22 protein-coding genes are annotated in these 26626 nt (G+C 72.6%); 10 read left to right on the top strand and 12 right to left on the bottom strand.

Going from position 1 to position 26626, the window contains the following annotated elements; all coding sequences use genetic code 11:
- Positions 1 to 55 precede the first annotated feature (55 nt).
- The 7 genes from MOV08_RS14845 to MOV08_RS14815 all read right to left on the bottom strand — a co-directional run bounded on the left by MOV08_RS14845 (position 56) and on the right by MOV08_RS14815 (position 9375).
- Positions 56 to 1237, bottom strand: a complete 1182-nt coding sequence (locus tag MOV08_RS14845; RefSeq protein ID WP_275307723.1) for a helix-turn-helix transcriptional regulator — start codon at positions 1235 to 1237, stop codon at positions 56 to 58.
- 2 nt (positions 1238 to 1239) lie between these two features.
- Entirely contained in the window at positions 1240 to 2139 is a 900-nt protein-coding gene (locus MOV08_RS14840) for a DUF4097 family beta strand repeat-containing protein (RefSeq protein ID WP_039632831.1), read from the bottom strand.
- Positions 2140 to 2304: 165 nt separating this feature from the next.
- Positions 2305 to 2487 (bottom strand): DUF6104 family protein, encoded by a 183-nt coding sequence (locus MOV08_RS14835; protein WP_039632829.1) that lies wholly within the window; start codon positions 2485 to 2487, stop codon positions 2305 to 2307.
- A 170-nt stretch (positions 2488 to 2657) separates the two neighbouring features.
- Positions 2658 to 6422, bottom strand: a complete 3765-nt coding sequence (locus tag MOV08_RS14830) for a multifunctional oxoglutarate decarboxylase/oxoglutarate dehydrogenase thiamine pyrophosphate-binding subunit/dihydrolipoyllysine-residue succinyltransferase subunit (RefSeq protein ID WP_275307722.1) — start codon at positions 6420 to 6422, stop codon at positions 2658 to 2660.
- Between the two features lie 237 nt (positions 6423 to 6659).
- Positions 6660 to 7793: a HAMP domain-containing sensor histidine kinase gene (locus MOV08_RS14825; RefSeq protein ID WP_039632825.1), complete on the bottom strand. Its 1134-nt coding sequence runs from the start codon at positions 7791 to 7793 to the stop codon at positions 6660 to 6662.
- Positions 7790 to 8530 carry a response regulator transcription factor gene (locus MOV08_RS14820; protein WP_039632823.1) on the bottom strand — a complete coding sequence of 247 codons (741 nt, stop codon included), beginning with the start codon at positions 8528 to 8530 and terminating at the stop codon, positions 7790 to 7792. The genes MOV08_RS14825 and MOV08_RS14820 overlap by 4 nt, the downstream gene beginning before the upstream one ends.
- A gap of 83 nt (positions 8531 to 8613) precedes the next feature.
- Positions 8614 to 9375, bottom strand: coding sequence for a spermidine synthase family protein (locus MOV08_RS14815; RefSeq protein WP_275307721.1), 762 nt, complete (start codon positions 9373 to 9375; stop codon positions 8614 to 8616).
- A gap of 215 nt (positions 9376 to 9590) precedes the next feature.
- Here MOV08_RS14815 and MOV08_RS14810 point away from each other — a divergent pair, with 215 nt between their 5' ends.
- The 3 genes from MOV08_RS14810 to lon all read left to right on the top strand — a co-directional run bounded on the left by MOV08_RS14810 (position 9591) and on the right by lon (position 14100).
- Positions 9591 to 10445, top strand: coding sequence for a rhomboid-like protein (locus tag MOV08_RS14810; RefSeq protein ID WP_275307720.1), 855 nt, complete (start codon positions 9591 to 9593; stop codon positions 10443 to 10445).
- A 114-nt stretch (positions 10446 to 10559) separates the two neighbouring features.
- Positions 10560 to 11468 carry a pentapeptide repeat-containing protein gene (locus MOV08_RS14805; RefSeq protein ID WP_420834157.1) on the top strand — a complete coding sequence of 303 codons (909 nt, stop codon included), beginning with the start codon at positions 10560 to 10562 and terminating at the stop codon, positions 11466 to 11468.
- 154 nt (positions 11469 to 11622) lie between these two features.
- Entirely contained in the window at positions 11623 to 14100 is a 2478-nt protein-coding gene (gene lon / locus MOV08_RS14800) for an endopeptidase La (RefSeq protein ID WP_275307719.1), read from the top strand.
- Between the two features lie 70 nt (positions 14101 to 14170).
- Here lon and MOV08_RS14795 read toward each other — a convergent pair whose 3' ends face one another.
- Positions 14171 to 15028, bottom strand: coding sequence for a lysozyme (locus MOV08_RS14795; protein ID WP_275307718.1), 858 nt, complete (start codon positions 15026 to 15028; stop codon positions 14171 to 14173).
- 343 nt (positions 15029 to 15371) lie between these two features.
- On the opposite strand from MOV08_RS14795, the gene MOV08_RS14790 reads away from it, so the two are divergent.
- Complete coding sequence (locus MOV08_RS14790; RefSeq protein ID WP_275311781.1) at positions 15372 to 15854, top strand: MarR family winged helix-turn-helix transcriptional regulator; 483 nt, start codon at positions 15372 to 15374, stop codon at positions 15852 to 15854.
- A gap of 22 nt (positions 15855 to 15876) precedes the next feature.
- Here MOV08_RS14790 and MOV08_RS14785 read toward each other — a convergent pair whose 3' ends face one another.
- Entirely contained in the window at positions 15877 to 16722 is an 846-nt protein-coding gene (locus tag MOV08_RS14785) for a hypothetical protein (RefSeq protein WP_275307717.1), read from the bottom strand.
- A gap of 621 nt (positions 16723 to 17343) precedes the next feature.
- Between MOV08_RS14785 and MOV08_RS14780 the strand changes: the two genes are divergently transcribed.
- The 5 genes from MOV08_RS14780 (at position 17344) to MOV08_RS14760 (ending at position 23203) form a co-directional block, all read left to right on the top strand.
- Complete coding sequence (locus tag MOV08_RS14780) at positions 17344 to 20373, top strand: sensor histidine kinase (protein WP_275307716.1); 3030 nt, start codon at positions 17344 to 17346, stop codon at positions 20371 to 20373.
- On the top strand, positions 20370 to 20864 hold the full coding sequence (locus MOV08_RS14775; RefSeq protein WP_039632810.1) for a roadblock/LC7 domain-containing protein: 495 nt from the start codon (positions 20370 to 20372) through the stop codon (positions 20862 to 20864). Before MOV08_RS14780 ends, MOV08_RS14775 begins: the two co-directional genes overlap by 4 nt.
- Complete coding sequence (locus MOV08_RS14770) at positions 20861 to 21271, top strand: DUF742 domain-containing protein (RefSeq protein WP_039632808.1); 411 nt, start codon at positions 20861 to 20863, stop codon at positions 21269 to 21271. Before MOV08_RS14775 ends, MOV08_RS14770 begins: the two co-directional genes overlap by 4 nt.
- 61 nt (positions 21272 to 21332) lie before the next feature.
- Positions 21333 to 21893, top strand: coding sequence for a GTP-binding protein (locus MOV08_RS14765; RefSeq protein ID WP_239010052.1), 561 nt, complete (start codon positions 21333 to 21335; stop codon positions 21891 to 21893).
- A 56-nt stretch (positions 21894 to 21949) separates the two neighbouring features.
- On the top strand, positions 21950 to 23203 hold the full coding sequence (locus MOV08_RS14760; protein WP_039632805.1) for a styrene monooxygenase/indole monooxygenase family protein: 1254 nt from the start codon (positions 21950 to 21952) through the stop codon (positions 23201 to 23203).
- 84 nt (positions 23204 to 23287) lie between these two features.
- Here the strand turns inward: MOV08_RS14760 and MOV08_RS14755 are convergent, their stop codons facing one another.
- The 3 genes from MOV08_RS14755 to MOV08_RS14745 all read right to left on the bottom strand — a co-directional run bounded on the left by MOV08_RS14755 (position 23288) and on the right by MOV08_RS14745 (position 25302).
- Positions 23288 to 23551 carry a hypothetical protein gene (locus tag MOV08_RS14755; protein WP_275307715.1) on the bottom strand — a complete coding sequence of 88 codons (264 nt, stop codon included), beginning with the start codon at positions 23549 to 23551 and terminating at the stop codon, positions 23288 to 23290.
- 10 nt (positions 23552 to 23561) lie between these two features.
- The gene (locus MOV08_RS14750; protein ID WP_052286741.1) at positions 23562 to 24302 is read right to left on the bottom strand and encodes a TetR/AcrR family transcriptional regulator; all 741 of its coding nucleotides are present in this window, start codon (positions 24300 to 24302) and stop codon (positions 23562 to 23564) included.
- Between the two features lie 73 nt (positions 24303 to 24375).
- Positions 24376 to 25302 carry an AurF N-oxygenase family protein gene (locus MOV08_RS14745; RefSeq protein ID WP_107080315.1) on the bottom strand — a complete coding sequence of 309 codons (927 nt, stop codon included), beginning with the start codon at positions 25300 to 25302 and terminating at the stop codon, positions 24376 to 24378.
- Between the two features lie 207 nt (positions 25303 to 25509).
- Between MOV08_RS14745 and MOV08_RS14740 the strand changes: the two genes are divergently transcribed.
- Positions 25510 to 26619, top strand: a complete 1110-nt coding sequence (locus tag MOV08_RS14740; RefSeq protein ID WP_039632796.1) for a ferritin-like domain-containing protein — start codon at positions 25510 to 25512, stop codon at positions 26617 to 26619.
- Positions 26620 to 26626: the final 7 nt, after the last annotated feature.

Below are 26626 nucleotides of genomic sequence, written 5' to 3'. Positions count from 1 at the left end.
GCGGCGGTCCGCGCCGGGGAGCCGTCGCCCCCGGCGCCGACCGCCGGACCGGCCGCTACGCCTCCCGGTCCGCCTCCGTGCCGTCGGTCCCCGGGCGGCGCAGCAGGGTGCCGATGTGGGCGGCGGCGTTCGCCAGCCGCCGGCGGGACTCGGTGAGCTGATCCTCGGTGACGCCGTGGTCGCGGGCGGCGTCCCGCAGATCGTCCCGGAAGCGGTCCAGCAGGCGGTCGAAGTCGCGGGCCGGATCGCCGCTGGCCGGTTCGGCGGCCCATCCGGGCGCGGGGGGCTCCTCGGGGGCGCGCACGTCGGGGGACCCCGACGCGGCGGGCTCCGGCGCCGCCGGGGCCTGCTTGGTGAGGTCGATCCGCTCGGCCGCCACCCGGGTGCCGTCCGGGGCGGTCCCGGTGTGCTCCTCGGCCGGGGCGGCATCGGTCGGGGCGGTGTCGTGCGGGCCGGCGTCGGACGAGCCGGTGTCGTGCGGGGCGCCCGTGAAGCGGCCGACCTCGCGGGAGACCTCGCTCAGCGCCTCCCGCACCGCCGCCGACCAGTCGCCGGTGCGCACCGCCCCCTGGGTCTGCTCCTGCACGCGCCGGATGACCCGCTGGATCTCCTCGCGGGCGAACACCTGGGCGTCCCGGGCCTGTTTGCGGGCCCGCTGGGCGTCCTGCTTGGCGCGGCGGCTCTCCTCCTTGGCGCGGCGGGCCTGTTCCTTCCACTCCTCCTTGGCACGCCGGAACTCCTCCTTCGCCTGCCGCCAGGAGTCCTTGTCGCCGAACGCGGCGTCGAAGTAGTCCGAGGCTTCCGGGAACGGTCGCCCGCCGGCTTTGCGCCCGGACTTCCCGGCGCCCGCCCGGGCCTGCTGGGCGGCCTCCTTGACCTCCCGGCGCAGGTCCCGCACCGAGCCGCTGACGTCCTCCCGGATGTCGGAGGCGAGGGCCGCCACGGACTCCCGGATCTCCAGCTCCAGATCGGCGAGTTCACCGCCGCGGTCGGCCAGTTCGGCGCGGCCGGCGTCGGTGATGGCGTAGACCTTGCGGCCGCCCTCGGTGGTGTGGTTGACCAGGCCCTCGGCCTCCAGCTTGGCCAGCCGCGGGTAGACCGTGCCGGCGGACGGGGCGTAGAGCCCCTGGAAGCGCTCCTCCAGGAGGCGGATGATCTCGTAGCCGTGTCGCGGGGCCTCGTCGAGCAGCTTGAGGAGGTAGAGGCGCAGACGGCCGTGGGCGAAGACGGGGGGCATGCTCAGAGCACCTTCTTCCCGGCGGGCGGGGTCGTGGGGGAGGGGCCGTCGCCCGGCTCGCCGGCCGGGCCGCCGTCGGCCTCCTCGTAGGCGGGACGGCGCAGCAGGGCGAGAGCGCCGGAGACGGTGGTCGCCTTGAGCCGGCCGGTGCCGGCGCCCAGCGAGCCGGTGATCCGCTTGGTGCCCCACTGGCCGCTGACTCGCAGGTCGTCGAAGGCGTTGGTGACCACGCCGGTGGTGGTGTTGGCCTCGACCTTGGCGTCGGCCGGGTCGGGCAGCCGGATGGCGATCTCGCCGGAGACCGTGGTCAGGTCGATCTCCGCGCCCGCCGCCGGGTCCAGGTCCAGGACCATGTCACCGCTGACGGAGTCGGCGTGCACCGCGCCGCCGGCGCCCTCGACGACCGTCAGATCGCCGGAGACGGAGTTGAACTCCAGGGATCCGGTGAGGGCCTGCGCCTCGACGTCGCCGGAGACGGTGTCGGCGCGGACCGGGCCGGAGAGGCCGACGAGGGTGCTGTTCCCGCTGACCCCGCGCAGCTCGGTGCGCCCGGCGATGCCGGAGACGACCGCGGTGGCGCCGACCACCCCGACCTCGACGCGGGTGGTGGTCGGCACCGTCACCGAGACCACCGCGCTGCGGTTCCAGCCCCGGCGGTCCAGGAACTTCAGGATGCCCTTCCACTGCACGTCGTCATAGCCGACGCACAGGACGCCGTCCTCGTAGGAGACCTCCACCGGCGGGCCGTGCAGCTCGGAGATCTCCAGCCGGGCCGGCCCGCCCTCGGAGGTGCCGACGACGTTGACGGTGCCGCCCACCAGGCGGACGGTCAGGGCGCTGACGGGTTCCTCGATCTCCAGCGTGCGTGCGGTGGAGACCGTCCACTCGGTCCGGGCTGACATACCTGGCCTCCCCTGGGTAGGCAGACAACGCAACATATCGCGTCTTCGTTAGACACGATATATCGCAGCCTGTGGGAGTCAAGTGGATCCGACCCTGACCGTGCCCTGATACACCCCTTTCGTTCCCCCTAGGTGACGCCGACGGGCCGGCGTCCCGGCCGGTGCCTACTCGTCGTCGTCCTCGTCGTCCAGCCGGGCCAGCCAGGTGGCCAGCCGCTCCACCGGCACCTCGAAGTCCGGGTTGAGGTCGACGAACGTCCGCAGCTGATCGGCCAGCCACCCGAGGGTGACCTCCTCGTCGCCGCGCCGGTTCTCCAGCTCCTCGATGCCGCGGTCAGTGAAATACACGTGCTCTCCAGCAGGTCAATGGGACAGTGCGGCCAGGATAGGCAGCCGCGCGGACCGCCCGTGCCGCGGGCGGCGGGTGGACATACCGCTCCCCGACAGCCCGAAGGGCCCGCCCCACCCGGAGGTGGTGACGGGCCCTTCGGGGACCGTGTTCAGCGGTGGCCGACCGCTCAGGCGTCGAAGACCTCCGCCATGAGCTGGGCCTGCTCGGCCTGGTGCCGCTTGGCGGAGCCGACCGCCGGCGACGAGCCGTGCGGCCGCGAGATGCGGCGCAGGCGCTCACCGTGCGGGACGTCGGCGCCGACCGCCAGGTCCAGGTGGTCGATCAGGTTGAGACCGAGGAACGGCCAGGCACCCTGGTTCGCCGGCTCCTCCTGCGCCCACAGGTACTTCCCGGCGTTCGGGAACTTCTTGATCTCCGCCTGGAGCTCGGCACCCGGCAGCGGGTACAGCCGCTCGATGCGGACCAGCGCGGTGTCGAAGGCGCCGCGCTTCTCCCGCTCGGCCTCCAGGTCGTAGTAGACCTTGCCGGAGCAGAAGACGACCTTGCGGACGTCCTCGGCCTTGACCGTGCTGTCGCCGATGACCGGACGGAAGCCGCCGGTGGTGAACTCCGCCGTCTTCGACGCCGCCGCCTTCAGACGCAGCATCGACTTCGGGGTGAAGACGATCAGCGGCTTGTGGTGCGGGTTGTGCACCTGCCAGCGCAGCAGGTGGAAGTAGTTCGACGGGAGCGTCGGCATCGCGACGGTCATGTTGTTCTGCGCGCACAGCTGGAGGTAGCGCTCGATCCGGGCCGAGGAGTGGTCCGGGCCCTGGCCCTCGTAGCCGTGCGGGAGCAGCAGGGTGACGCCGGAGGTCTGGCCCCACTTCTGCTCCGCCGAGGAGATGAACTCGTCGATGACGGTCTGCGCGCCGTTGGCGAAGTCGCCGAACTGCGCCTCCCACATGACCAGCGACTCCGGACGCGCCAGCGAGTAGCCGTACTCGAAGCCCATCGCCGCGTACTCGCTGAGCAGCGAGTCGTAGACGTTGAAGCGGGCCTGGTCGTCGGACAGGTACAGCAGCGGGGTGTAGTCCTCGCCGGTCTTCCGGTCGATCAGCACCGCGTGGCGCTGGCCGAACGTGCCGCGGCGGGAGTCCTGGCCGGCGAGCCGGACCGGGGTGCCCTCCATCAGCAGCGAGCCGATGGCCAGGGTCTCGCCCATGCCCCAGTCGATGGTGTCGTCCTCGATCATCGCCGCCCGGCGCTGCAGCTGCGGCAGCAGACGCGGGTGGACGGTGATGTGGTCGGGGATGTTGACCTGGGACTCGGCGATCCGCTTGACGACCTCCTGGGAGATCGCGGTGTCCACGAAGACCGGGAACTCGGCCTTGGGCTGCGGCACCTCGGGGGTGACCGGGGCCGTCGTGGCGTCGCGGACCTCGGTGAAGACCTTCTCCAGCTGGCCCTGGAAGTCCTGCAGCGCCTGCTCGGCCTCTTCGAGGGTGATGTCGCCCCGGCCGATCAGCGACTCGGTGTAGAGCTTGCGCACCGAGCGCTTCTTGTCGATCAGGTCGTACATCAGCGGCTGGGTGAAGGCCGGGTTGTCCGACTCGTTGTGGCCGCGGCGGCGGTAGCAGATCAGGTCGATGACCACGTCCTTGTTGAACGCCTGGCGGAACTCGAAGGCGAGCCGCGCGACGCGGACGACGGCCTCGGGGTCGTCGCCGTTGACGTGGAAGATCGGGGCCTCGATCATGCGGGCCACGTCCGTCGCGTACATGGAGGAACGCGAGGACTCGGGGGCCGCGGTGAAGCCGACCTGGTTGTTGATGACGACGTGGACCGTGCCGCCGGTGCGGTAGCCGCGCAGCTGCGACATGTTCAGCGTCTCGGCGACCACGCCCTGGCCGGCGAACGCCGCGTCGCCGTGCAGCTGGATCGGCAGGACGGTGAAGTCCGTGCCGCCCTTGTTGATGATGTCCTGCTTGGCGCGGGAGACACCCTCGACGACCGGGTCCACGGCCTCCAGGTGGGAGGGGTTGGCGGTCAGCGAGACCTTGATCTGCTCGCCGTCCAGGCCGGTGAAGGTGCCCTCGGCGCCCAGGTGGTACTTCACGTCGCCGGAGCCGTGCATCGACTTCGGGTCGAGGTTGCCCTCGAACTCGCGGAAGATCTGCGCGTAGGACTTGCCGACGATGTTGGCGAGGACGTTGAGGCGGCCGCGGTGGGCCATGCCGATGACGACCTCGTCCAGCCGCGCCTCGGCCGCGGAGTCGATGACCGCGTCCAGCAGCGGGATGACCGATTCGCCGCCCTCCAGCGAGAACCGCTTCTGGCCGACGTACTTGGTCTGCAGGAAGGTCTCGAACGCCTCGGCGGAGTTCAGCCGGCGCAGGATGCGCAGCTGCTCGTCGCGCTCGGGCGACTTGTGCGTGCGCTCGACCCGGTCCTGGATCCACTTGCGCTGCTTGGGGTCCTGGATGTGCATGAACTCGATGCCGGTGGTGCGGCAGTACGAGTCGCGCAGCACGCCGAGGATGTCGCGCAGCTTCATCATGGACTTGCCGGCGAAGCCGCCGACCGCGAACTCCCGCTCCAGGTCCCACAGGGTGAGGCCGTGCTCGGTGATGTCCAGGTCGGGGTGCTTGCGCTGGTGGTACTCCAGCGGGTCGGTGTCGGCCATGACGTGGCCGCGGACCCGGTAGGAGTGGATCAGCTCGAAGACCCGGGCGGCCTTGGTGACGTCGTCGTCGTGCGAGGCGTCGATGTCGCGCAGCCAGCGGATCGGCTCGTAGGGGATCCGCAGCGACTTGAAGATGTCGTCGAAGAAATCGTTCTCGCCGAGCAGCAGCTGGCTCATGATCCGCAGGAACTCGCCGGAGGCGGCGCCCTGGATCACCCGGTGGTCGTACGTGCTGGTCAGCGTCATGACCTTGGAGACGCCCAGCTTGTTCAGGGCGTCCTGCGAGGTGCCCTGGAACTCGGCCGGGTAGTCCATCGAGCCGACGCCCATGATCATGGACTGGCCGGGCATCAGACGGGGCACCGAGTGGACGGTGCCGATGCCGCCGGGGTTCGTCAGCGACGCGGTGACCCCGGTGAAGTCGGCCATCGTGAGCTTGTTGTCACGGGCCCGGCGGACGATGTCCTCGTACGCCTGCCAGAACTCGAAGAAGGTCATCGTCTCGGCCTTCTTGATGGCCGCGACGACCAGCTGGCGCTCGCCCTTCGCCTTGACCAGGTCGATCGCCAGGCCGAGGTTGATGTGCGGGGGCTTGACCAGCGTCGGCTTGCCGTCCTTCTCCGCGAAGGAGTTGTTCATCGACGGCATGGCCTTGAGGGCCTGCACCATGGCGTACCCGATGATGTGCGTGAAGGAGACCTTCCCGCCGCGGGCGCGCTTGAGGTGGTTGTTGATGACGATCCGGTTGTCGAACAGCAGCTTCACCGGGACCGCGCGGACGGACGTGGCCGTCGGCAGCTCCAGGGACGCGCTCATGTTCTTCGCCACGGCCGCCGACGGGCCGCGCAGCGTCACGAGCTCCGGACCCTCGGGGGCCTCGGCGGGCTGCGTGGCGGCCGGCGCCGGCTTCGCCGCGGGCTTCGCGGGGGCAGCCTTGGCCGGCGCGGCCGGCGCGACCGGCGCAGCCGCGACGGGCTTGGCCGCGGGGGCGGCGGCGGGCTTCGGCGCGGCCGCGGGGGCCGGCGCCGACGGAGCCGGGGCGGGGGCCGAGCCCTGCGCAGGCTTGGCCGGCGCGGTGGCATCGCCCGGCTTGTAGTCGGCGAAGAAGTCCCACCAGGCTCGGTCTACCGAGTTCGGGTCCTGGAGGTACTGCTGGTAGATCTCGTCGACGAGCCACTCGTTGGGCCCGAACGCGGCGGCAGGATTCTTCCCCTGCGCTCCCTGTTCGGTCGAGACACTCGCACTGTTGGGGGACTGTAGCGACACGGCGGCAACCGCCCTCTTCCGCTTCCTAAGGTGGTGGACAGCGGGAATAAAGGCTACGCCTCTTGTGACCTTTGGTGCAGTCCGGGAGGGCCACTCGTCGCGCACGTCACATTCACCGAAGGGTTTCAGGGCCTGACTTGGCGGGAAACACACGTGGTTTGCCCGCGTGCGGGTAGCGCTCATCGCCGATGCACCCCGGAATGAGTGCTCCCGCCACCGACCCTACGTCAGTCGACGTCAACCCCGGGATGACTCCAGCCCCGGAAGAGTGACCCGGATCCGGCAACCCCGGGATGATTCCGCCACCCCGATCCGTCCGCCGTGCAGGTCCACCGCCCAGCGCGCGATCGCCAAGCCCAGCCCCGTCCCGCCGTCGGTGCCCGGGCCCGAGGGGCCGGGGCCGCCGCGGTTGAACCGCTCGAAGACCCGGTAGCGCTCGGACTCCGGAATACCGGGGCCCTCGTCCTGCACCTCCAGCACCAGGCTCGCCGGCCCGTCGCCGCGCCGGGCCCGGACCGTGACCCGGCCGTGCCGCGGGCTGTGCTTGATCGCGTTGTCGATGAGGTTGGCGACGACCTGGTGGAGCCGCTCGGCGTCGGCGTACGCGGTCAGCTCCGGCGGGGAGACGTCGAGGTGCAGATGGACGTCGGTACGGGTGTGGGTGCCGGAGCCGGCGAGGCCGGAGAGCCCGGAGAGGGTGGAGGCGCCGCGGCTCATGTTGGCCTCCTTGAGCACCCCGGACAGGTACGGCCAGACCTCGAAGCGTTGGGCGTGCAGCGGCACCACGCCGTTGTCCAGCCGGGACAGGTCCAGCAGGTGCTCCACCAGCCGGCCCAGCCGCTCGGTCTGCTTCAGCGCCGTGCGCATGGTGTCGGAGTCCGGCTCGCAGACGCCGTCGACGACGTTCTCCAGCACCGCGCGCAGCGCCGCGATGGGGGTGCGCAGCTCGTGCGAGACGTTGGCGACCAATTCCTTGCGGTGGGTGTCCACCGCCTCCAGGTCGGCGGCCATGCGGTTGAAGGCGTCGGCCAGGTCGCCGAACTCGTCGCGGCGGTCGGCGCGCACCCGGCGGGTGTAGTCGCCGTGCGCCATCGCCCGGGTGACGTCGGTCATCTCGCCGAGCGGGGCGGTCAGGCCGGTCGCCACGAACTGGGTGATCAGCAGCGAGGCGATGATCGAGAAGACCGTGATCACCCGCAGCTCGGTCGCCGAGTGCATCGCCACGAAGACCAGGAGTGTGGTGATGATCACCGAGATGATCACCAGGGCGCCGAGCGCCGCCTTGACCGAGCGGTACGGGTCCAGGGGGCGCAGCGCCTCCCAGGTCCGGTCCCACAGGGCGCGCGCCCGTGGCCGCCACTGACGGATCATGCCGGCGGGGTCTCCAGGGCGTACCCCACGCCGTGGACGGTGCGGATGCGCTCGGCTCCGATCTTGCGGCGCAGTGCCTTGATGTGGCTGTCGACCGTCCGCGTGCCCGAGGCGTCCGCCCAGTCCCAGACCTCGGCCAGCAGCTGCTCGCGGGAGAGCACCGCGCGCGGGGTGTTCGCCAGGCAGACCAGCAGGTCGAACTCGGTGGGGGTGAGGTGGACGTCGGCGCCGCGCACCCGTACCCGGCGCTGGGCGTGGTCGATCTCCAGCTCGCCCAGCCGCAGGATGCCGCTGCGCGGGGTGTGCGCGGCCAGCGCGGCCCGCTCGACCCGGCGCAGCAGGACGTGCACCCGGGCGGCCAGCTCCCGCATGGAGAACGGCTTGGTCATGTAGTCGTCGGCGCCGACCCCGAGGCCGACCAGCATGTCGGTCTCGTCGTCGCGGGCGGTGAGCATCATCACCGGCACCGGGCGCTGGGCCTGCACCCGACGGCACACCTCCAGGCCGTCGAAGCCCGGCAGCATCACGTCGAGCACGAGCAGGTCCGGCTGCCACGCCTCGGCGGTGTCGACCGCGGCCGGGCCGTCGGTGGCCGTCTGCACCTGGAACCCCTCGGCGCGCAGCCGGGCCGCGATGGCCTCGACGATCGTCGGATCGTCCTCCACGACCAGGACCCGGCGCTGGGCGCCCGGCGTGGCCGCGGTGGTGCCGCCCTGGGTTGTCTGAGTCTGGTCCATCGCCCGCCCCTGCATGTGCCCTGCGTGGTCGCGTCTTGCTGGGCAGCAGCGTAAGGGCATGATGTGACAGTCGGCTACGCGCCCTACGCGGACCGGAGCGCCAGGTGGACGACGTCCGGGACGCCTCGGGCAACCGACATCTCTTCCGTCCTTACGCCCGCGAAACCGGCATTTCTCAGCGCCTGTTCGAACGCCGGCGAGGGCTGGGCCGACCACACGGCGAGCACCCCGCCCGAGGTCAGACGGTCCCGGCAGGCGGCCAGGCCGGCGGGGGAGTAGAGGCCGTCGTTGTCCTCGGTGACGGTCCAGTCGGGGCCGTTGTCGATGTCCAAGCACAGGGCGTCGTAGGCGAGTTGGCCGACTTCCGCGCACAGGTGCGCCACCAGGTCGGTGTGCAGGATCTCGGTACGGGGATCGGCCAGCGCCGGCCCGGAGACCGCCGCCAGCGGGCCCGTGCGGTGCCAGTCGATCACCGCCGTCTCCCGCTCGACGACCGTGATCCGGCCCCATCGCGGCTCGTCCGCGGCCCGGGCCAGCGAGAAGCCCACGCCCAGTCCGCCGATCAGTACCGAGGGGTCCTCGCGGTCGGGCGGCAGGGCGGCCAGCGCGGCGTCCACCAGCAGCCGTTCGGAGCGGCCGTCGGAGGTGTCCATCAGGAAGCAGCCGTTGGCGATGATCTCGTAGACCGGGCCGCACCTCCCGGGCGCCGCAAGGGCGTTGGGGTCCGCGGCGGCCGGACCCCGCTGCCGCAGCACCACCTCCCCGTAGGGGCCCTCGCGGCGGTCGAGGGTGCGCACGGCCGGCTCGTCGCCGGCGGTCGGATGCCAGGGGTGAACGGGAGCCATGCGGCCATCTTGACCACAGTCCGGCGCGGCGGTCCAACGGTTTCGGACCCGGTTCCGGGACGGTTCCGGGGCGATCCCGCGAGGCCGACACGCGCAACGCCGCGCATCGCACGAGGGTTGAGGGCTGTGAGGGATATCACTCGCACAGCTGACTCATGGGTTGGCCGGGCACAGTGGAGCGCGGACGGTGCGCGGGGCGGCGGAAGGGGCCTGGAATGGCGAGTGCGGTGGAGACGGCCGGCGGCGCGCCGGCCGGGGACGGGCCGGCGCCGGACAGCGGTGCGCCGGTCCTCCTCGCCGGGCTGCCCCGGCAGCGCGGCGGCGCGGCCGCGCCGGCCGCGCACCCCACCGCCCCGGTCCCCGCCGCCCGCCGCCCCTGGACGGGCCTGCGCCCCTGGCGGCTGCTCCCCACCCCGACCGGCACCCCCTTCACGTTCGGTTACGCGCTGCTGCTCGTGGCCACCTCGCTCTTCGCCGAGCACGGCAACCCCTCCGTGGTCTCCGCACTGCTCCAGGGCTCCAGCACCGACGTGGTCCACCTCGCCCAGGCGCCGCTGCTGGTGCTGGTCGCCAGCGCGCTGTGGATCGCCGGCGGGCTGACCTCGGGGTACGCCATCGCCTTCCTCTTCGTGCTGACCGCCCTGGAGCGGCGGATCGGCGGGGTGCGCTGCGCGGTGGTGTTCTTCGGCGGGCACGCGCTGGCCACCCTCGCCACCGAGGTGCCGATCGGCTTCTCGGTCGCCGCCGGCGGGCTGCCGGACAGCTCGCTGCACCGCCTCGACTACGGCATCAGCTTCGGCGTGATGGCCTGCCTGGGGGCGCTCGCCGGGCTGCTGCCCGCCTGGGCGCGCTGGCCGCTGCTGGCCGCCGGCGGCTACCAGGCGGTGACCGGCCTGCTCGCCTACATCGACCCGATGACCGACTGGGGCCATCTGCTCTCGCTCGCCCTGGGCGTCGCCGCCTGGCCGCTGCTGCGCTGCTGGCAGGCGCGGCGGGCCGGGCCCCCGCCGCTGCCGGGGGACCTGGGCCATCCGGCGCTCCGGACGCCCGGGCTGCCGCGGACGTCCTGATCCCCGGCGCCCGGTGCTCGGGCCGCCCGGCCCGCCGCGGGTCACGGACAATGGGACTCCTCGCGGGCGCTCGGTAGGGAGGGCGCCCGCCGGCCGTAGGAGCAGAGAAGAACCGTGTCGCACGAGCACCGCCGCCCCGCCCAGGACCGCACGTCCGCCCCGGCACACGCCCCGGACGCCGCCCGGTTGCCGCTGCTCTCCGACTGCGGGAACTGCTTCGGCCTGTGCTGTGTGGCGCTGCCGTTCGCGCGCTCGGCGGACTTCGCCCTCGACAAGGAGGCCGGGCGGCCCTGCCCGAACCTCCAGGCCGACTTCCGCTGCGGCGTCCACCAGGACCTGCGGCAGCGCGGCTTCTCCGGCTGCACGGTCTTCGAGTGCTTCGGCGCCGGCCAGAAGATCTCCCAGGTCACCTTCCAGGGGCAGGACTGGCGGACCGCGCCGGAGACCGCCCGGCCGATGTTCGACGCGTTCGCCGTGATGCGCCAGCTGCACGAACTGCTCTGGTACCTGACCGAGGCGGTGGCGCTGCCCCCGTCCGGTGCAAGCACCGGCTCCACCGGAGCGGCCGGCGCCGCGCTGCCCGCTGCGCTACGGGACGAGCTGCGGGCGGCCCTGGAGAAGACCGAGCGGCTGACCCTGGGCACCGCGGAGGAACTGGCCGGGCTGGACGTGCCCGCCCACCGGGGCGAGGTCAACACCCTGCTGCTGCGGGTCAGCGAGCTGGTCCGGGCGAAGGTCCCGGGCCGGAAGAAGGACCGGCGCGGCGCGGACCTGATGGGGGCACGCTTGACGGGCGCGGACCTCAAGGGCGCCAACCTGCGCGGCGCCTATCTCATCGCCGCCGACCTTCGGGGCGCCGACCTGCGCTCCGCTGACATGATCGGCGCCGACCTCCGGGACGCCGATCTGCGCGGCGCCGACCTCACCGGCAGCATCTTCCTGACGCAGGCCCAGGTGAACGCCGCCCGGGGCGACGCGACCACCAGGCTGCCGCGCGGGCTGCGCCGCCCCGCCCACTGGTAGCGGCGCGCGCTTGTCCCCGGTCGGGCCCACCGCCCCTGGCCCGTAACCGAGTTGCCGCCTCCTGATCGCTCACAGCGAACACGCGCGAGGGAACAACGGCAGGGCTCCCGGCATTGAGTGGGTAAAGCTCAACTTGCTTGCCGAAGGGGAGATCATGACTGCTGAGTCTGCTCGGTCGACGGAGTCCACACCGCTCACCCTGCCCGTGCTGCCCCTCGACGACGAGGTCGTCCTGCCCGGCATGGTGGTGCCCCTGGACCTGTCCGACGCCGAGGTGCGCGCCGCCGTGGAGGCCGCCCAGGCCGCCGCGCCATCGGGCAGCAAGCCCCGTGTGCTGCTGGTGCCGCGGATCGACGGGACGTACGCGGGGATCGGCACGCTCGGGCGGATCGAGCAGGTCGGACGGCTGTCCGACGGCGATCCCGGGGCCCTGATCCGGGGGCTGGGCCGGGTGCGGATCGGCTCCGGCACCACCGGGCCGGGCGCCGCGCTCTGGGTGGAGGGGACCGCCGTCGAGGAGAAGGTCCAAGACCCTTCCCCCAGCTCTCAACTCCGTTCGAGCAGGGGAGGCCCCAATCCCGGAGCGGTCACCGAACTCGTCACGGAATACAAGGCACTGGCCACCAGCTGGCTGCGCAAGCGCGGCGCCTGGCAGGTCGTGGACCGGGTCGCCGGCATCGACGACGTCCCCACGCTCGCCGACAACGCCGGCTACCTGCCGTTCCTGACGGGCGAGCAGAAGCTCCAGCTGCTGGAGACCACCGACCCGGTCGCCCGGCTGAAGTACGCCACCGAGGTGCTCCGCTCCCACCTGGCCGAGCAGGACGTCGCCGAGTCCATCGCCAAGGACGTCCAGGAGGGCGTCGACAAGCAGCAGCGGGAGTTCCTGCTGCGCCGCCAGCTGGACGCGGTCCGCAAGGAACTGCGCGAGCTGAACGGCGAGAACTCCAAGGACTCGGGCGAGGAGTCCGACGACTACCGCGCCCGCGTGGAGGCCGCCGACCTGCCGGAGAAGGTCCGCGAGGCGGCCCTGAAGGAGGTCGACAAGCTGGAGCGGGCCAGCGACCAGAGCCCGGAGGGCAGCTGGATCCGGACCTGGCTCGACACCGTCCTGGAACTCCCCTGGAGCGAGCGGACCGAGGACGCCTACGACATCGCGGGCGCCCGGCAGGTCCTGGACGCCGACCACGCGGGCCTGGAGGACGTCAAGGAACGGATCACCGAGTACCTGGCCGTGCGCAAGCGGCGCGCCGAGCGGGGGCTCGGGCTCGTCGGCGGGCGCCGCGGCGGCGCGGTGCTGGCGCTGGTCGGGCCGCCGGGCGTCGGAAAGACCTCGCTCGGGGAATCCGTGGCGCGGGCCATGGGGCGGAAGTTCGTGCGGGTCGCCCTCGGCGGCGTCCGGGACGAGGCGGAGATCCGCGGCCACCGGCGGACGTACGTCGGGGCGCTCCCCGGCCGGATCGTGCGGGCCGTCAAGGAGGCCGGCTCGATGAACCCGGTCGTCCTCCTCGACGAGATCGACAAGGTGGGCTCCGACTACCGGGGCGACCCGGCCGCCGCCCTCCTGGAAGTGCTGGACCCCGCGCAGAACCACACCTTCCGGGACCACTACCTGGAGGTCGAACTGGACCTCTCCGACGTGGTGTTCCTGGCCACCGCCAACGTCCTGGAGGCGATCCCCGAGCCGCTGCTGGACCGGATGGAACTGGTCCGGCTGGACGGCTACACCGAGGACGAGAAGGTCGTCATCGCCCGGGACCACCTGGTGCCGCGCCAGTTGGAGCGGGCCGGACTGGAGCCCGGCGAGGTGACCGTCGCCGACGCCGCGCTGCGCAGGCTGGCCGGCGAGTACACCCGTGAGGCGGGCGTGCGGAACCTGGAGCGCTCGGTCGCCCGGCTGCTGCGCAAGGTGGCCGCCCGGCACGAACTGGGCGAGCAGGAGCTGCCGTTCACCGTCGGGGTGGACGAGCTGCGCCCGCTGCTCGGGCGCCCGCACCACACCCCGGAGTCGGCCCAGGACCCGACTGAGCGGCGGACCGCGGTGCCCGGTGTGGTCACCGGTCTGGCGGTCACCGGCGCCGGCGGCGACGTGCTCTACGTCGAGGCGTCGCTGGCCGACCCGGAGACCGGCGCCTCCGGGCTCCAGCTGACCGGCCAGCTGGGCGACGTGATGAAGGAGTCGGCGCACATCGCGCTGTCCTTCCTGCGCTCGCACGGCGCCGAACTGGAGCTCCCGGTGGGCGACCTGAAGGAGCGCGGGGTCCATCTGCACGTCCCGGCCGGCGCCGTCCCCAAGGACGGCCCCAGCGCGGGCATCACGATGACCACCGCGCTGGCCTCGCTGCTGTCGGGCCGGCAGGTCCGTCCGGACGTGGCGATGACCGGTGAGGTCTCGCTCACCGGGCGGGTGCTGCCGATCGGCGGCGTCAAGCAGAAGCTGCTGGCGGCGCACCGGGCCGGCATCACCACCGTGATCATCCCCAAGCGCAACGAACCGGACCTGGACGACGTCCCGGCCGAGGTCCTCGATGCGCTGGCGGTGCACCCGGTCGCGGACGTGAGGCAGGTGCTGGAACTGGCCCTGACGCCGGCCGCGAACGGCCGGCGCCCGGAGGTCCCGGTCGCGGCGTAGCGCACGGTCGGTGACGTCCGGCACGGGCCGGTCCGCCCCTCGCCAGGGGGACGGGCCGGCCCGCCGCGCGTCAGCCGTTGGCCAGCGCCTGGAGCCGGTCGTAGGCCCCGTTGAACTTGTTGTGGTCACCGACCGTCGGGCCGGTCGAGGTGTACTGCCAGATGGTGTGGAAGCCCCAGCCGGCCGGGAGTTCGCCGACCGAGGAGCCGTAGCGGGGGATCCACAGCGGGTTGATGCTGCCGAAGGCGCCGGAGTTGCCGGTGCACTGCTTCCACCAGCCGGTGGAGGTGTAGACGACCGCGTCCCGGCCGGTGCGCGCCTTGTAGGTGGCGAACCAGTCCTTCATCCAGTTCACCAGTCCGGCCGCGCTCAGCCCGTAACAGGTGGCGCCGTAGGGGTTGTACTCCATGTCCAGCGCGCCGGGCAGCGTCTTGCCGTCCTTGGACCAGCCGCCGCCGTGGTCGACGAAGTAGTTGGCCTGGGCGGCGCCGCTGGAGGTGTCGGGCGTGGCGAAGTGGTACGCGCCGCGGATCATGCCGCTGTTGTAGGAGCCGTTGTACTGCTGCGCGAAGGAGGGATTGGTGTAGCTGGTGGACTCGGTGGCCTTGACGTAGGCGAACTTCACGCCGCTGTTCCACAGCGTCGACCAGGCGACGCTGCCGTTGTGGCTGCTGACGTCCACGCCCTCGACGGCCGCGGCCAGCGAGGGCGACGGGAGGGCACCGCCCTTGGTGCCCTCGTGCTTGGCGATCTGGGAGCCGGCCCAGTCGAGTTCGGGGTGGCGGGGTTCGGGTGCGCGCGCGGTGGCGGCGGCACCGGCCGTGCCGGGCAGGCCGACGAGGAGGGAGACGGTCGCGAGGAGGGTCCCGGCCACGGTCGCGCGGGAGCGCACGGAGCGGTGGGGGGAGCCGGATCTGAGCACGGGCATTTACGTGCCTCCGTAGATCTCGGTGGATCTCGATGCGGTGACTCCGAGAAGGAAGTGACCTCTGAGGGGGGAGGTACCGGCACCACATTTGGTGTGGTCATGCCAGAAATGACGATACGCGCGTAGAACCCCGTGACAAAAGGGGGCCGCGGGCTGCCGTTGGTCTACTCCTGCGAAATACTGGCCGAACTGCGGTTCCACCCACCCGGGACAGAAAATTTCAGCCGGACGGAAACGCGGGGCGAACACGACGGGGGATTTGTTGGACGAGCGGGACAACGCGGGAAAGGGTGCTGACGTGCACGAGACCGGAGCCGGCGGTACCACGGCGGACGGCGAGCCGATGGGTGTGGACCCCGCATTCCTGTCCCTGGAACGGGAATTGGCGGTGTTTCTGCGCCGCGCCCGGGCCTCCTCCGGCGAGCTCTCCCGCGAGGTCCACCCCGACCTCGAACCGGCCGCCTACGGCCTGCTGGTGCGGCTCGCCGACGCCGGCGCCCAGCGCGCCACCGACCTCGCCGCCTTCTTCGGCGTCGGCAAGGCGACCATAAGCCGCCAACTGCACGCCCTGGAGCGGCTCGGGCTGGTCGCCCGCGCGCCCGACCCGGCCGACGGCCGCGCGGTCCTGGTGCGGATCACCGACGAGGGCCGGGACCGCTTCAACCGCGTCCGCACCGCCCGCCGCGCCCGCTACGCCCGCCGCCTCGCCTCCTGGGACCGCGCCGAGGTCGCCGAACTCGCCCGTCTTCTGCACCGACTGAACGCGGAGCAGGAGGGTGAGCACGAGGGCGAGCAGGGGGGCGAGCACGAGGGGCAGGACGGCTAGGGCGTTTCTGGCGGCCCTGTCGTCACGGCGCGACGTGGATCACCGCCGCGTCGTCCCGGGCCTTCCCCCGCGGGTGCGCCGCGCCCTCCGGGTCCGCCGCCTCCAGTTCCCGCACCCGGTCGATCAGCGCCTGCGGCCCGGCCTCGGCGACCAGCGCCGCGCACTGGGCCCAGGAGCCCGCGCGGAAGACCTCCACCCAGCGGCCCGCGCCGTCGCTGAGCGCCGTCAGCGAGCGGAGCCCGGCGCGCGGGGTGGCGCCGGTGAGCGCGCGGGCGGCCACCGACGGATCGGCGGCCGCGGTGAAGAAACCGCCCTCGGCGTTGCGCAGCGCCTCCACCGCGCGGACGTACTCCCGGGCCGCGGCGGCGCGTTCGGCGGATCCGCGGAGCAGCGCCCGGACCGTCGCGCGCCGCGCGCGGACCGCGGGCGGGAGGTCGTCCAGGCGGGTGTCCCGCACGGGATGCACCGAGCCGTCCGCCTTCTCCAGGAGCAGTACGGAATCGGACAACACCAGGTGTTCCACGGTCTCCCGGGACCAGCGCGCGGCGACCACCGTCGCCTGCGGCGTACGAGGGTGAGAAAGGTCACAGGTGTCGCGGTGCGCCTCGGCCGTTCTGGTCACGGCCGCGGCGAGCGCCTCAGTCAGCGTCATATCGCGGCGTGAAACCGACAGTTCGAGCATTGCGCCCCCGAGCCGCGCGGTGAACCACGGCACGGAATGGACACAGCCGCAGTCCCCCTCCGGAGGGGTCACCCCGTCCAGCAGCACCAGGGCGCCGCCGTCGCCGGAGGCCGGCAGGGCGACCGACGCGTAGTCCTCGTTGGGGCGTTGGGGATCGCCCGGCTCGGTGGCGAGTTCGATGCGCATACCGGAGAGTCTGCCGGAGGTGGCTGAAAAGGCCCGGTTGCCGGCCGCCGCATCGGAAGGTGGGGCGATAGTGGCCCGCAGGTGTGCGGGGCGCCCGGTGCCGGCTGCGGGCGCGCATCCTTCCAGGACCGGCACGCATCTCCAAACCCGTCGGGGGGTTGCGCAAGGTTGCGGCCGAAACTGATGCCGCACGGAAGTTGATGCCCAAACTCCGATTGCTGTTCACTCGTTCAGGTGGCCGGGCATGTGTTGCCGAGCCACTGCGCGGCGCCGGTGGAATGGTCGATTCCCGGAGTAACCGGGGTGGTCAGGACGTTCGTCGCGACGCGCAGAGCCGGGCTGTTCCCCTTTCGCGGAATTGTGCGCTGCCGCGGTCTTCGCGCAGATCCGCCCCGCGAGCGGTGAGCGAGCCGGGTCCGCGACGCCGACACGGCGTGGGCAGGCGAGATGAGGATGCGAGCAGCGGTGCGGAAGAAGCGGCTTCGGGGCGGCGCAGGGAAGCCGGGGTCACCGGCCGGATCGGTCTCGGTACCGGGCACGGCACCCGGTGCGGGATCGGGCACGGCGGGCGACGACGCGGCCGGTTCGGGACGGCGTCCCGCGCGGGTCCGCAACCGGCTCATGGGGGCCGTGGCCGTGGTCGCCGTGGCCGTCCTGGGAGCCGGCGCCCCCGCCGTGCTGACCGCCGTCGACAACGCCGGTGGCAGTCAGCACCTCGTCGACCTGGCCGGGTTGGACGCGCACGCCGTCACCCTCGCGCACACCCTCGCCGACGAGCGCGACGCGATGACCGCGTACGTCGCCGCCGGCCGCACCGGCCGCAACGTCACCCAGGCCCCCACCGACTCCCAGCGCGCCCAGGTGGACCGGCAGATCGACGAACTGCGCGGCCAGGCCCAGGGCGTGGCCGGGGACACCGCCGCGTTCACCGCCGCCGACAAGCTCCTCAAACAGCTCCCCGAGACCCGCCAGAAGGCGCTCGCCGGGCCCGCCACCGCCGAGCAGGTCTACGACGAGTACAGCGCGGCCGTCGCGGCACTCGGCACGATCAGCGACGACATCGCCCGCGGCCTGCCCGCCCGGGCCGCCGGCGGGGCCGCCGACACCCTGGCGCTGCCCGCCCTCGGCCGGGCCGCCGACCAGGCCGCCGGCACCCGCGCACTGCTGCTCGCCGGGCTCAAGGCGGGCGGCGCCCAGCCCCGGCTGACCGCCGCCGCGCAGGTCGCCCACATCCGCGAGCAGGGCGCCCTCGGCGACTTCAACCAGGCCGCGAGCCAGGACGCCAGGGACCGCTTCCAGCGCACCGTCAACGGCACCGACGTCGACACCGCCGAGCGCTACCTGACCAAGCTGACCGACCAGCCGTTCCTGGACGCCACGGACATGGCCCTCAGCCGGCGCCGGGTGCAGGCCGCCCTGACCGCCCGGGTCGGCCTGATGCGGGGCGTCGAATCGGCCATCGCCACCGCCGAGATCCAGCGCCTGGGCCAGCTGCGCGACGACGACGTGACGGCCCTGGAGATCGCCATCGGCCTGGAGGGGCTCTGCCTCCTGGTGGCCGTCGGCACCGGCATCTGGGCCGCCCGCACGATGACCCAGCCGTTGGCCGCGCTGCGGATCGGCGCCAAGCGGCTGGCGGCCGACCCCGGCCACGAGGAGCCCATCGGCTACAAGGGCCGCAACGACGAGTACGCCGCCGCCGTCCGGTCCGTCAACGCGCTGCACGCCCAGGTCGCCGAGGCCACCCGGCGCGGCGCCGAGCTGGAGGGCGAGCGCAAGCGGCTGGTCGGCGGCCGACAGCGGCTGGTCGCCGAGCGGGAGGTCCTCCAGGAACAGGCCGAGGCGCTCAAGGACGAGGTCGCCGAACTCCACGAGCGGCTGGCGGTGCTGCGCACCGGCGTCCACGGCCGGTTCGTCAACCTCTCGCTGCGCACCCTCGGACTGGTGGAGCGCCAGCTCGCCGTCATCGAGTCCCTGGAGGAGAGCGAGCAGGACCCGGAACGGCTGGACACCCTCTTCAAGCTGGACCACTTCGCCGCGCGGATGCGCCGCAACAGCGAGAACCTGCTCGTGCTGGCCGGCGCCGAACAGCACGGCAGCAGCCACTCAGGGCCGGTGCCGCTGCTGGACATGCTGCGCGCCGCGGTCAGCGAGATCGAGCGGTACGAGCGGGTGCGCATCGCCTCGCTGCCGCCGCACGCCCAGGTCGCCGGGTTCGCCGCCGACGACATCAGCCACCTGGTCGCCGAACTCCTGGAGAACGCCACCGCGTTCTCCCCGCCGGAAGCCCATGTCGAGCTGTCCGGCTGGCTGCTGGAGAGCGGCGAGCTGATGCTCTCGGTCGAGGACGAGGGCATCGGGATGACCGCGGACCGGCTGACCGAGGTCAACGAGCGGCTCTCGGACGCGGCGGCCGCCTCGACCTCCGAGAGCGTGGACGAGGCGCTGGGCCTGGGCCTGTACGTGGTGGTGCGGCTGGCCGCCCGGCACGGCGTGCGGGTCCAGCTGCGCGACCGGAAGCAGGGCGGAGTCACCGCCGTCGTCGTGCTCCCCGGCTCGATCCTGCCCAACCGCCCGGGGCCGGTGCCGTCCGCCCCCGTGGCGGGCGTCGGCGGGTCGTCCGCGCCGACCCTCCCGGGCTCGATCGCGGAGGCCAACTCCAACACCCTCCAGACGCGGATGGGCCGGCCCGAGCCGACGGCACCGCCGGCGGTCGAGGAACCCGTCCCGGCGGAGCCCGCCCGGGTCGCGGACGCAACGGTCGCGGACGCCCCGGCCGCGGACGCAACGGTCGCGGACGCCCCGGTCGCCCGGGAGGCGCCGGAGCCCGCCCCGCAGCAGCCGCCGGCCGGCCGGCGCGGGCTCGCCGACGACCCGTTCGTCGCCGCGGCCGAACGCGCCATCGACGCGGCGGGGCTCGGCGCCCAGCCGCCGGCGGAAGCACCGGCACCGGCCGAGCGGCCGGCGGTACCGGCCCAGTCCCAGGGCCCGGCGGAGCCGCCCGCGGAAGAGGAGACCCCGTTCACCGCGGCGGCGGACGCCGAGCGGCCCGCCGCCGCGCCCGAACCGAGCCCGTACGGCCCGCAGTCGCCCGGTCCGTACGCCACGGCGGGCACCGCCGCCGGCACCACCGGCGAACACACCCGTCCCGGGGAGACCACGCCGTCGGCCGACGGCGCCCCGGCCGTGCCGGCGCCCGGGAAGGGACGGCACGCCGCCTCGGCGCCCGCCAGCGCCGACCCGTACGCCATAGGGCCGGACGAGCACAGTCGCCCGGCGTCGGCCGGGGAGACCGACGGGGCACCGGAACCGGGCGCGGACCCGGACCCGGCGCCCCAGGGGGAAGTGCCCCCGGCGGAGGCACCCGGCGGGCCCGGGCCGCGGCGCCGGACGAGCACCGGGCTGCCCAAGCGCGTCCCGAAGAACGTGGCGCAGAAGAAGGCGCCCGCCGCACCCCGCAAGACCGGGGCCGCCCACGCCGAGGCACTGCGCCGTCGGCTCGGCGGATTCCAGCAGGGTGCGCGGGACGGCCGACGCGATGTCGCGGCCGAGATCGCGGACAGCACCGCGGAGCAGACCATCCCACAGACCGACACCGACGGAGCGGGGGCCCCGGGACAAAGCCATACCGGCGAGGAGGCACGCGATTGAAGGCGCAAGCGCCCACGGCTCAGGGAAAAGGGCCGAGCCCCCAGGCACGTAACCTGCACTGGCTGCTGAGCAATCTGGTCGACGAGGTGCCCGGCATCCACTCGGTCGCGGTGGTCTCCTCCGACGGTCTGCTGCTGCTGTCCTCCGACCCCGAGCGGGTGGAGCAAGCCGCGGCGCACGCCGCCGACGGCGGCCCCCGGGGCTCCAGCGCCGACCTCGCCACCATCGTGTCCGGCCTCGGCAGCCTCACCCACGGGGCCGCGAAGCTGATGGACGGCGGCGCGGTCAAGCAGACGATGGTCGCGATGGACGAGGGCAGCCTGTTCGTCATGTCGATCAGCGACGGCTCGCTGCTCGGCGTGCACGCCACCCCGGACTGCGACATGAGCGTCATCGCCTACCACATGGCGCTCTTCGTCGGCCGGGCCGGCCACGTCCTGACCCCCGAACTGCGCACCGAACTCCGCAAGTCGATGGAGAACGCCCAGTGAGTAGCACTCCCAAACTCCCCGTCCGCGGGGCGGACCGCAAACCCGCGCGGGTCCGGCCGTACTCGCTCACCGGCGGACGCACGCGCTTCGGCCACGTGCTGCTCGTCGAGACGTTCGTGGCCGCGCTGGAGGCCCCCGAGGAGCGGCGGGAGCTCACCGCCTCGTCCGGGCCCGGCTGGCTGGACCGCGTGATGCCGGAGATGCGCGCGATCGTCGAGCTGTGCCGCCGGATGCGCTCGGTCGCGGAGATCTCCGCACTGCTGAAGATGCCGCTGGGAGTCGTCCGCGTCCTCCTCAGCGATCTCGCCGACCAGGGAAAGATTCGCGTCTACGGCACCGGGCACGGCACCGGCCGCCCCGAACGCGCGCTGCTCGAAAGGGTGCTGAGTGGACTTCACAGGCTCTGACACGATAACGGCCGGGACAGGGCCGGCCGCCGCCGACGACGCGGGGCTGCAGAGCTGGCAGATGGATCGGACGCAGGCACCGGTCGCCACCAAGATCGTGGTGGCGGGCGGCTTCGGCGTCGGCAAGACCACCTTCGTCGGATCGGTCTCGGAGATCACTCCGCTGCAGACCGAAGCGGTGATGACCGAGGCCAGCGAGGCGACCGACGACCTGTCGGCGACGCCGGAGAAGACCACGACCACGGTCGCCATGGACTTCGGCCGGATCACCCTCGACCAGGAACTGGTGCTGTACCTCTTCGGCACGCCCGGCCAGCAGCGCTTCTGGTTCATGTGGGACGACCTGGTGCGCGGCGCGATCGGCGCGATCGTGATGGCCGACACCCGGCGGCTGGAGGACTGCTTCCCGGCGCTGGACTACTTCGAGAGCTGCGGGCTGCCGTACGTCGTCGCGGTCAACCACTTCGAGGGGACCGAGCGGTACGAGGTGGACGACGTCCGGGACGCGCTGACCGTGCCGCCGGAGGTGCCGGTCGTGGTGATGGACGCGCGGCGCCGGCCCACCGTGATCCAGGCACTGCTCGCGCTGGTCGGCCACGCGCTGGACGTCACGCCCGAATAGCCCCCGCCACCCCCCCAGCCTTCCCCCGAACAGCAGGAACAGAGAAGAGCCCCGCCATGCGGAAGATACTCATCGTCGGAGCCGGCCAGTCCGGTCTCCAGCTCGCCCTCGGCCTCCAGTCCCAGGGCTACGAGGTCACCCTGATGTCCAACCGCACCGCCGACGAGATCCGCTCCGGCCGGGTCATGTCGACGCAGTGCATGTTCCACACCGCCCTCCAGCACGAGCGCGACCTGGCGCTCAACTTCTGGGAGAGCCAGGCCCCGCGCATCGAGGGCCTGGGCGTCTCGGTCGCCGCGCCCGGCAGCCACGCCGCGCCCGGCGGCACCCAGCGCGCCATCGACTGGGTCGGCAAGCTCGACGGCCACGCCCAGTCCGTCGACCAGCGCCTGAAGATGGCCGGCTGGATGGAGACCTTCGCGCAGCGCGGCGGCCAGGTCGTCATCCACGGCGCCGCCGTCTCCGACCTGGACTTCTTCGCCCAGCGCTACGACCTGACGCTGGTCTCGGCCGGCAAGGGCGAGCTGGTGTCGATGTTCGGCCGGGACGCCGCCCGTTCGCCGTACGACGCCCCGCAGCGCGCGCTGGCCGTCGCCTACGTCCACGGCATGGGCCCGCGCCCGGAGCACCCGGAGTTCGACGCGGTGCGCTGCAACGTCGTCCCCGGCGTCGGCGAGCTGTTCGTGATGCCGACCCTGACCGTCACCGGCCGCGCCGACATCCTCTTCTGGGAGGGCCTGCCCGGCGGCCCGGTGGACGTATTCCAGGGCGTGCGGGACCCCCAGGAGCACCTGGCCCTCACGCTGGACCTGATGAAGACGTTCCTGCCGTGGGAGTACGAGCGCAGCGCCGACGTCGAACTGACCGACGCCAACGGCACGCTGGCCGGCCGCTACGCCCCCACCGTCCGCAAGCCGATCGGCCGGCTGCCCTCCGGCGGCCTGGTCCTGGGCGTCGCGGACGTGGTGGTGGCCAACGACCCGATCACCGGCCAGGGCGCCAACTCGGCCGCCAAGTGCGCCGCGTCCTACCTGGCGTCCATCGTCGAGCAGGGCGAGCGGCCGTTCGACGCGGAGTGGATGCAGGCCACCTTCGACCGCTACTGGCAGACCGCCCAGCACGTCACCAAGTGGACCAACGCGATGCTGGCCCCGCCGCCGGAGCACGTCCTCAACCTGTTCGGCGCCGCCGGCCAGCTCCAGCCGATCGCCGACCGGTTCGCCAACGGCTTCGACGACCCGTCCGACTTCGAGCACTTCTTCTTCGAGCCGGAGAAGGCCGACGCCTACGTGGCGTCGTTCACCGGCTGATCCCGGTACGGCCCGGCGGGCCGGCGGACCGTGCGGCGGTCCACCGGCCCGCAGCCGGCGTGACCGCCGTCGGCGCCACTTCCGTCAACGTCGCTTCCGCCAGGGCCACTTGGGCCCGTCGGCGGAGCGGTCCTCGGGGTCGTAGGCGTACCGCCAGCCGCGCGGCAGCCCCAGTCGGCCGGCCGGCCCGGGGACCCGGCGGTAGAGGTGCACCTCCGGCGGCCGGCCGTCGTCGCGGGGCACCGGGATCTCGTAGGTCTTCGGGGGCAGTCCGGTGGGGCCGACCAGGACGGGAAGGACCCGGCCGTCCAGGGGACCGCCGACGAAGGGGATGTTCTCGCTGCGCACCGACCCAGTCTCACAGCAGGTGGGCGGCGTCGCTCACCACGGGGAGGATCCGGCGCGCCAGCTCGCCGGCCGGGCCGTCGGGCGCCTCGCCCTTCAGCGCCGCCCGCATCACCCGCGCGGTCTGCGGGTCCCGGGCCGCGGTGGCGGTCAGCAGCGCGACGAAGTGGTCCACCAGCCAGTCCCGCAGCTCGTCGAGGGTCGGCCGCTTGTCCTCGTCGAGCCAGATCAGCGAGGCGGCCTCGACCGCGGTGATCCACATCCGGACGGTGGTCCGCAGCCGCGGGCTCGGCTCCGGCTCGCCCAGGTGGCGCAGGATCTGCTCGGCGGCGGCGCGCCGGACCTCGTCCACGATCGCGGTCGTCCGGGACGTCTCCACCACGCTGCCGCCCTGGAGCAGCGCGCTGAACCCGGCGTCGTGCTGGTCGACGAAGGCCAGGTAGCGGTCCAGGGCGTGGCCCAGCCGCTGGGTGAGCGGGCCGCTCTCCGGCTCCGCGAAGCACTGCTCCAGCTCGTCGGCGGCGCTGCGCAGCGCGGCCTCGTACAACTGCTGCTTGCCGCCGGGGAAGTAGCGGTAGACGAGCGGCCGCGAGACCTCGGCGGCGGTCGCGACGTCGTCCAACGAGACGTCCTCCGGCGCGCGCTGGGCGAACAGGCCCAGCGCCGCGGCCAGCAACTGGCTGCGGCGCTGCTCCACGCTCAGCCTGCGGTAGGCGGGTCTGGGTACTGCTGGGGCGGTGCCGCTGCCGTTCATGAACAGCAGCGTAGCCGCCGGGGTTTCCCCCTCGTACAGGTGCTCGGTGTGGAGGTCCCCGCGGACGGGGCGTTCAGGCCAGCAACCCCGAGGAGCGCCACAGGCGGCGGCCCACGCCGCGCAACACCCCGATGTCGTCGAGGAAGTCGGTCAGCCGCTTGGCGCCGTTCTGCATGACCTCGCGCCGGTGGGGGCTGGCCTTCACCTGCGCCATGGCCGCCCGCCTGTCCAGACCGACGTTGGTATAGACCTCGGGGTTGATGAAGGCGATGGCGAAGACCCGGGCGAATTCACCGGAGGTGACCCGGGTGAACTCCTGCGACCACTTCGGCGCGGTCACCATCTGCCGGCGCAGCTCCTCGCGCGCGTACCGCACGTGCCGGGCCTCCTCCACCACGTGGATCCGGGTGACGCCCCGGACCAGCGGCTGCACCCGCTCGTCAGGGAAGGTCAGCCGCTGCATCCAGTCCAGGACCTCCTCGCCGAGCAGGGTCGCGGTGAACGAGCCGGGGGTGGTGGAGATCGTCTTGAAGAGGCGGCCGAGGTTCTGGTGCACCCGGGCGACCGGGTACCAGGGCGTGTCCCCGCGGGAGATCAGCCGCGCGAACATCTTCGAGTGCCGGCACTCGTCCTCGATCTCGGTGAGCGCGTACCGGACGTGTGCGCTGGTCGCCGGCTTGTCGTAGATGTGCCGGACGAGCAGCTGCATGAGGATGATCTCGAACCAGATGCCGAGCGAGGCCAGCGCCGCCGCCTCGTGCTGGGAGAGCAGGATCCGCTGCTCCTCGCTCATCCGCCGCCACATCGGGGTGTCGTACAGCGAGACCAGCTCCGGTGGCCAGAACCACTTGCCCTCCTCGAAGGGCGCGTCCCAGTCGAGTTCGCTGTCGGGGTCGAAGGAGTGCTTGGCGGAGGAGGCGAGCAGCCGCTCGGCGATCTGCTCCCGGTCCTTGAGCAACCCGAGGGCGTCTCGCAGGACGTCGATATCCGCCTCGGTCATTGCGGTGGGCGCGCTCGTCATGGCTCTGGCTACACCTCACAGTCGGAGTTACCCGCGGTCACATGCGGCTGCCTCTTATGAGACTGCCTGTCAGTAAGCGCGTCAATCCCCCGCGTACGACTTATTGACCCGCCGGTAAGAAGCGTGTGAATCTGCCAACGGCCCGTTCGCGACGAGGCGTTCGGCGGGCGGAGGAGGCGAGGCGCCGTGTCGATCCGAGAGCTCTACGTCCAGGACCCCGGGGACTCCCTGTGGACCGTGCCGGCCTCCGGCGCGGCCCGCTTCACCTGGGAGTACGACGACGGGCGGGACCGTCTGCTGGCCCTCTACCAAAAGGGCAAGGACAAGCAGTGGGACGCCACCACGCGGATCGACTGGGACCTGGAGGTGGACCCCAGGGACCCGCTCGGCACCCCCGACGAGTCCCTGGCGCTGTACGGCACGAAGTACTGGGACCGGATGACGGAGAAGGACCGCGGCGACCTCCGGCAGCACTTCTCCGCCTGGCAGTTCAGCCAGTTCCTGCACGGCGAGCAGGGCGCGATGGTGTGCGCCGCGCGGATCGTGGAATCCGTCCCCGACCTCGACGCCAAGTTCTACTCGGCCACCCAGACCATGGACGAGGCCCGGCACGCGGAGATCTACGGCCGCTTCCTCAAGGACAAGATCGGGATGCTCTACCCGGTCAACGACAACCTCAAGGCGCTGCTCGACGACACCCTCGCCGACTCCCGCTGGGACATGCCCTACCTCGGCATGCAGGTGCTCATCGAGGGCCTGGCGCTGGCCGCGTTCGGCATGATCCGCGACACCACCACCAAGCCGCTGCCCAAGCAGATACTCGCCTACGTCATGCAGGACGAGGCCCGCCACGTCGCCTTCGGCCGGATGGCGCTGCGCGACTACTACAGGCAGCTCACCGACGCCGAACTCCGCGAGCGCGAGGAGTTCGTCATCGAGGGCTGCTACCTGATGCGCGACCGGCTGCGCGGCACGGAAGTCCTGGAGAACTACGGCATCCCGGTCGAGGAGGCCGCCGAGTTCACCGAGCGCTCGGAGTTCCTCCAACTCTTCCGGAAGCTGCTGTTCAGCCGGATCGTCCCCTGCGTCAAGGACATCGGCCTGTGGGGCGAACGCCTCCAGCGCGCCTACGTGGACCTCGGCGTCCTCGAACTGGGCGACGCCAACCTGGATCTGCTGATGGCCCAGGACGAGGAACTCGCCGAGCACCTGGACGCCGAGCGGTTCGCCGCCGAGGAGGCGGCCCGCACCGCCGAGGTCGCCGACGCCATCGCGCGGGGCGCCGCCGACGACTGACCCCGCC

The organism is Streptomyces yunnanensis (assembly GCF_029011865.1).
GTDB classification, from domain to species: Bacteria; Actinomycetota; Actinomycetes; order Streptomycetales; family Streptomycetaceae; genus Streptomyces; species Streptomyces yunnanensis.
This window is presented reverse-complemented; position numbering and strand designations above follow the sequence as displayed.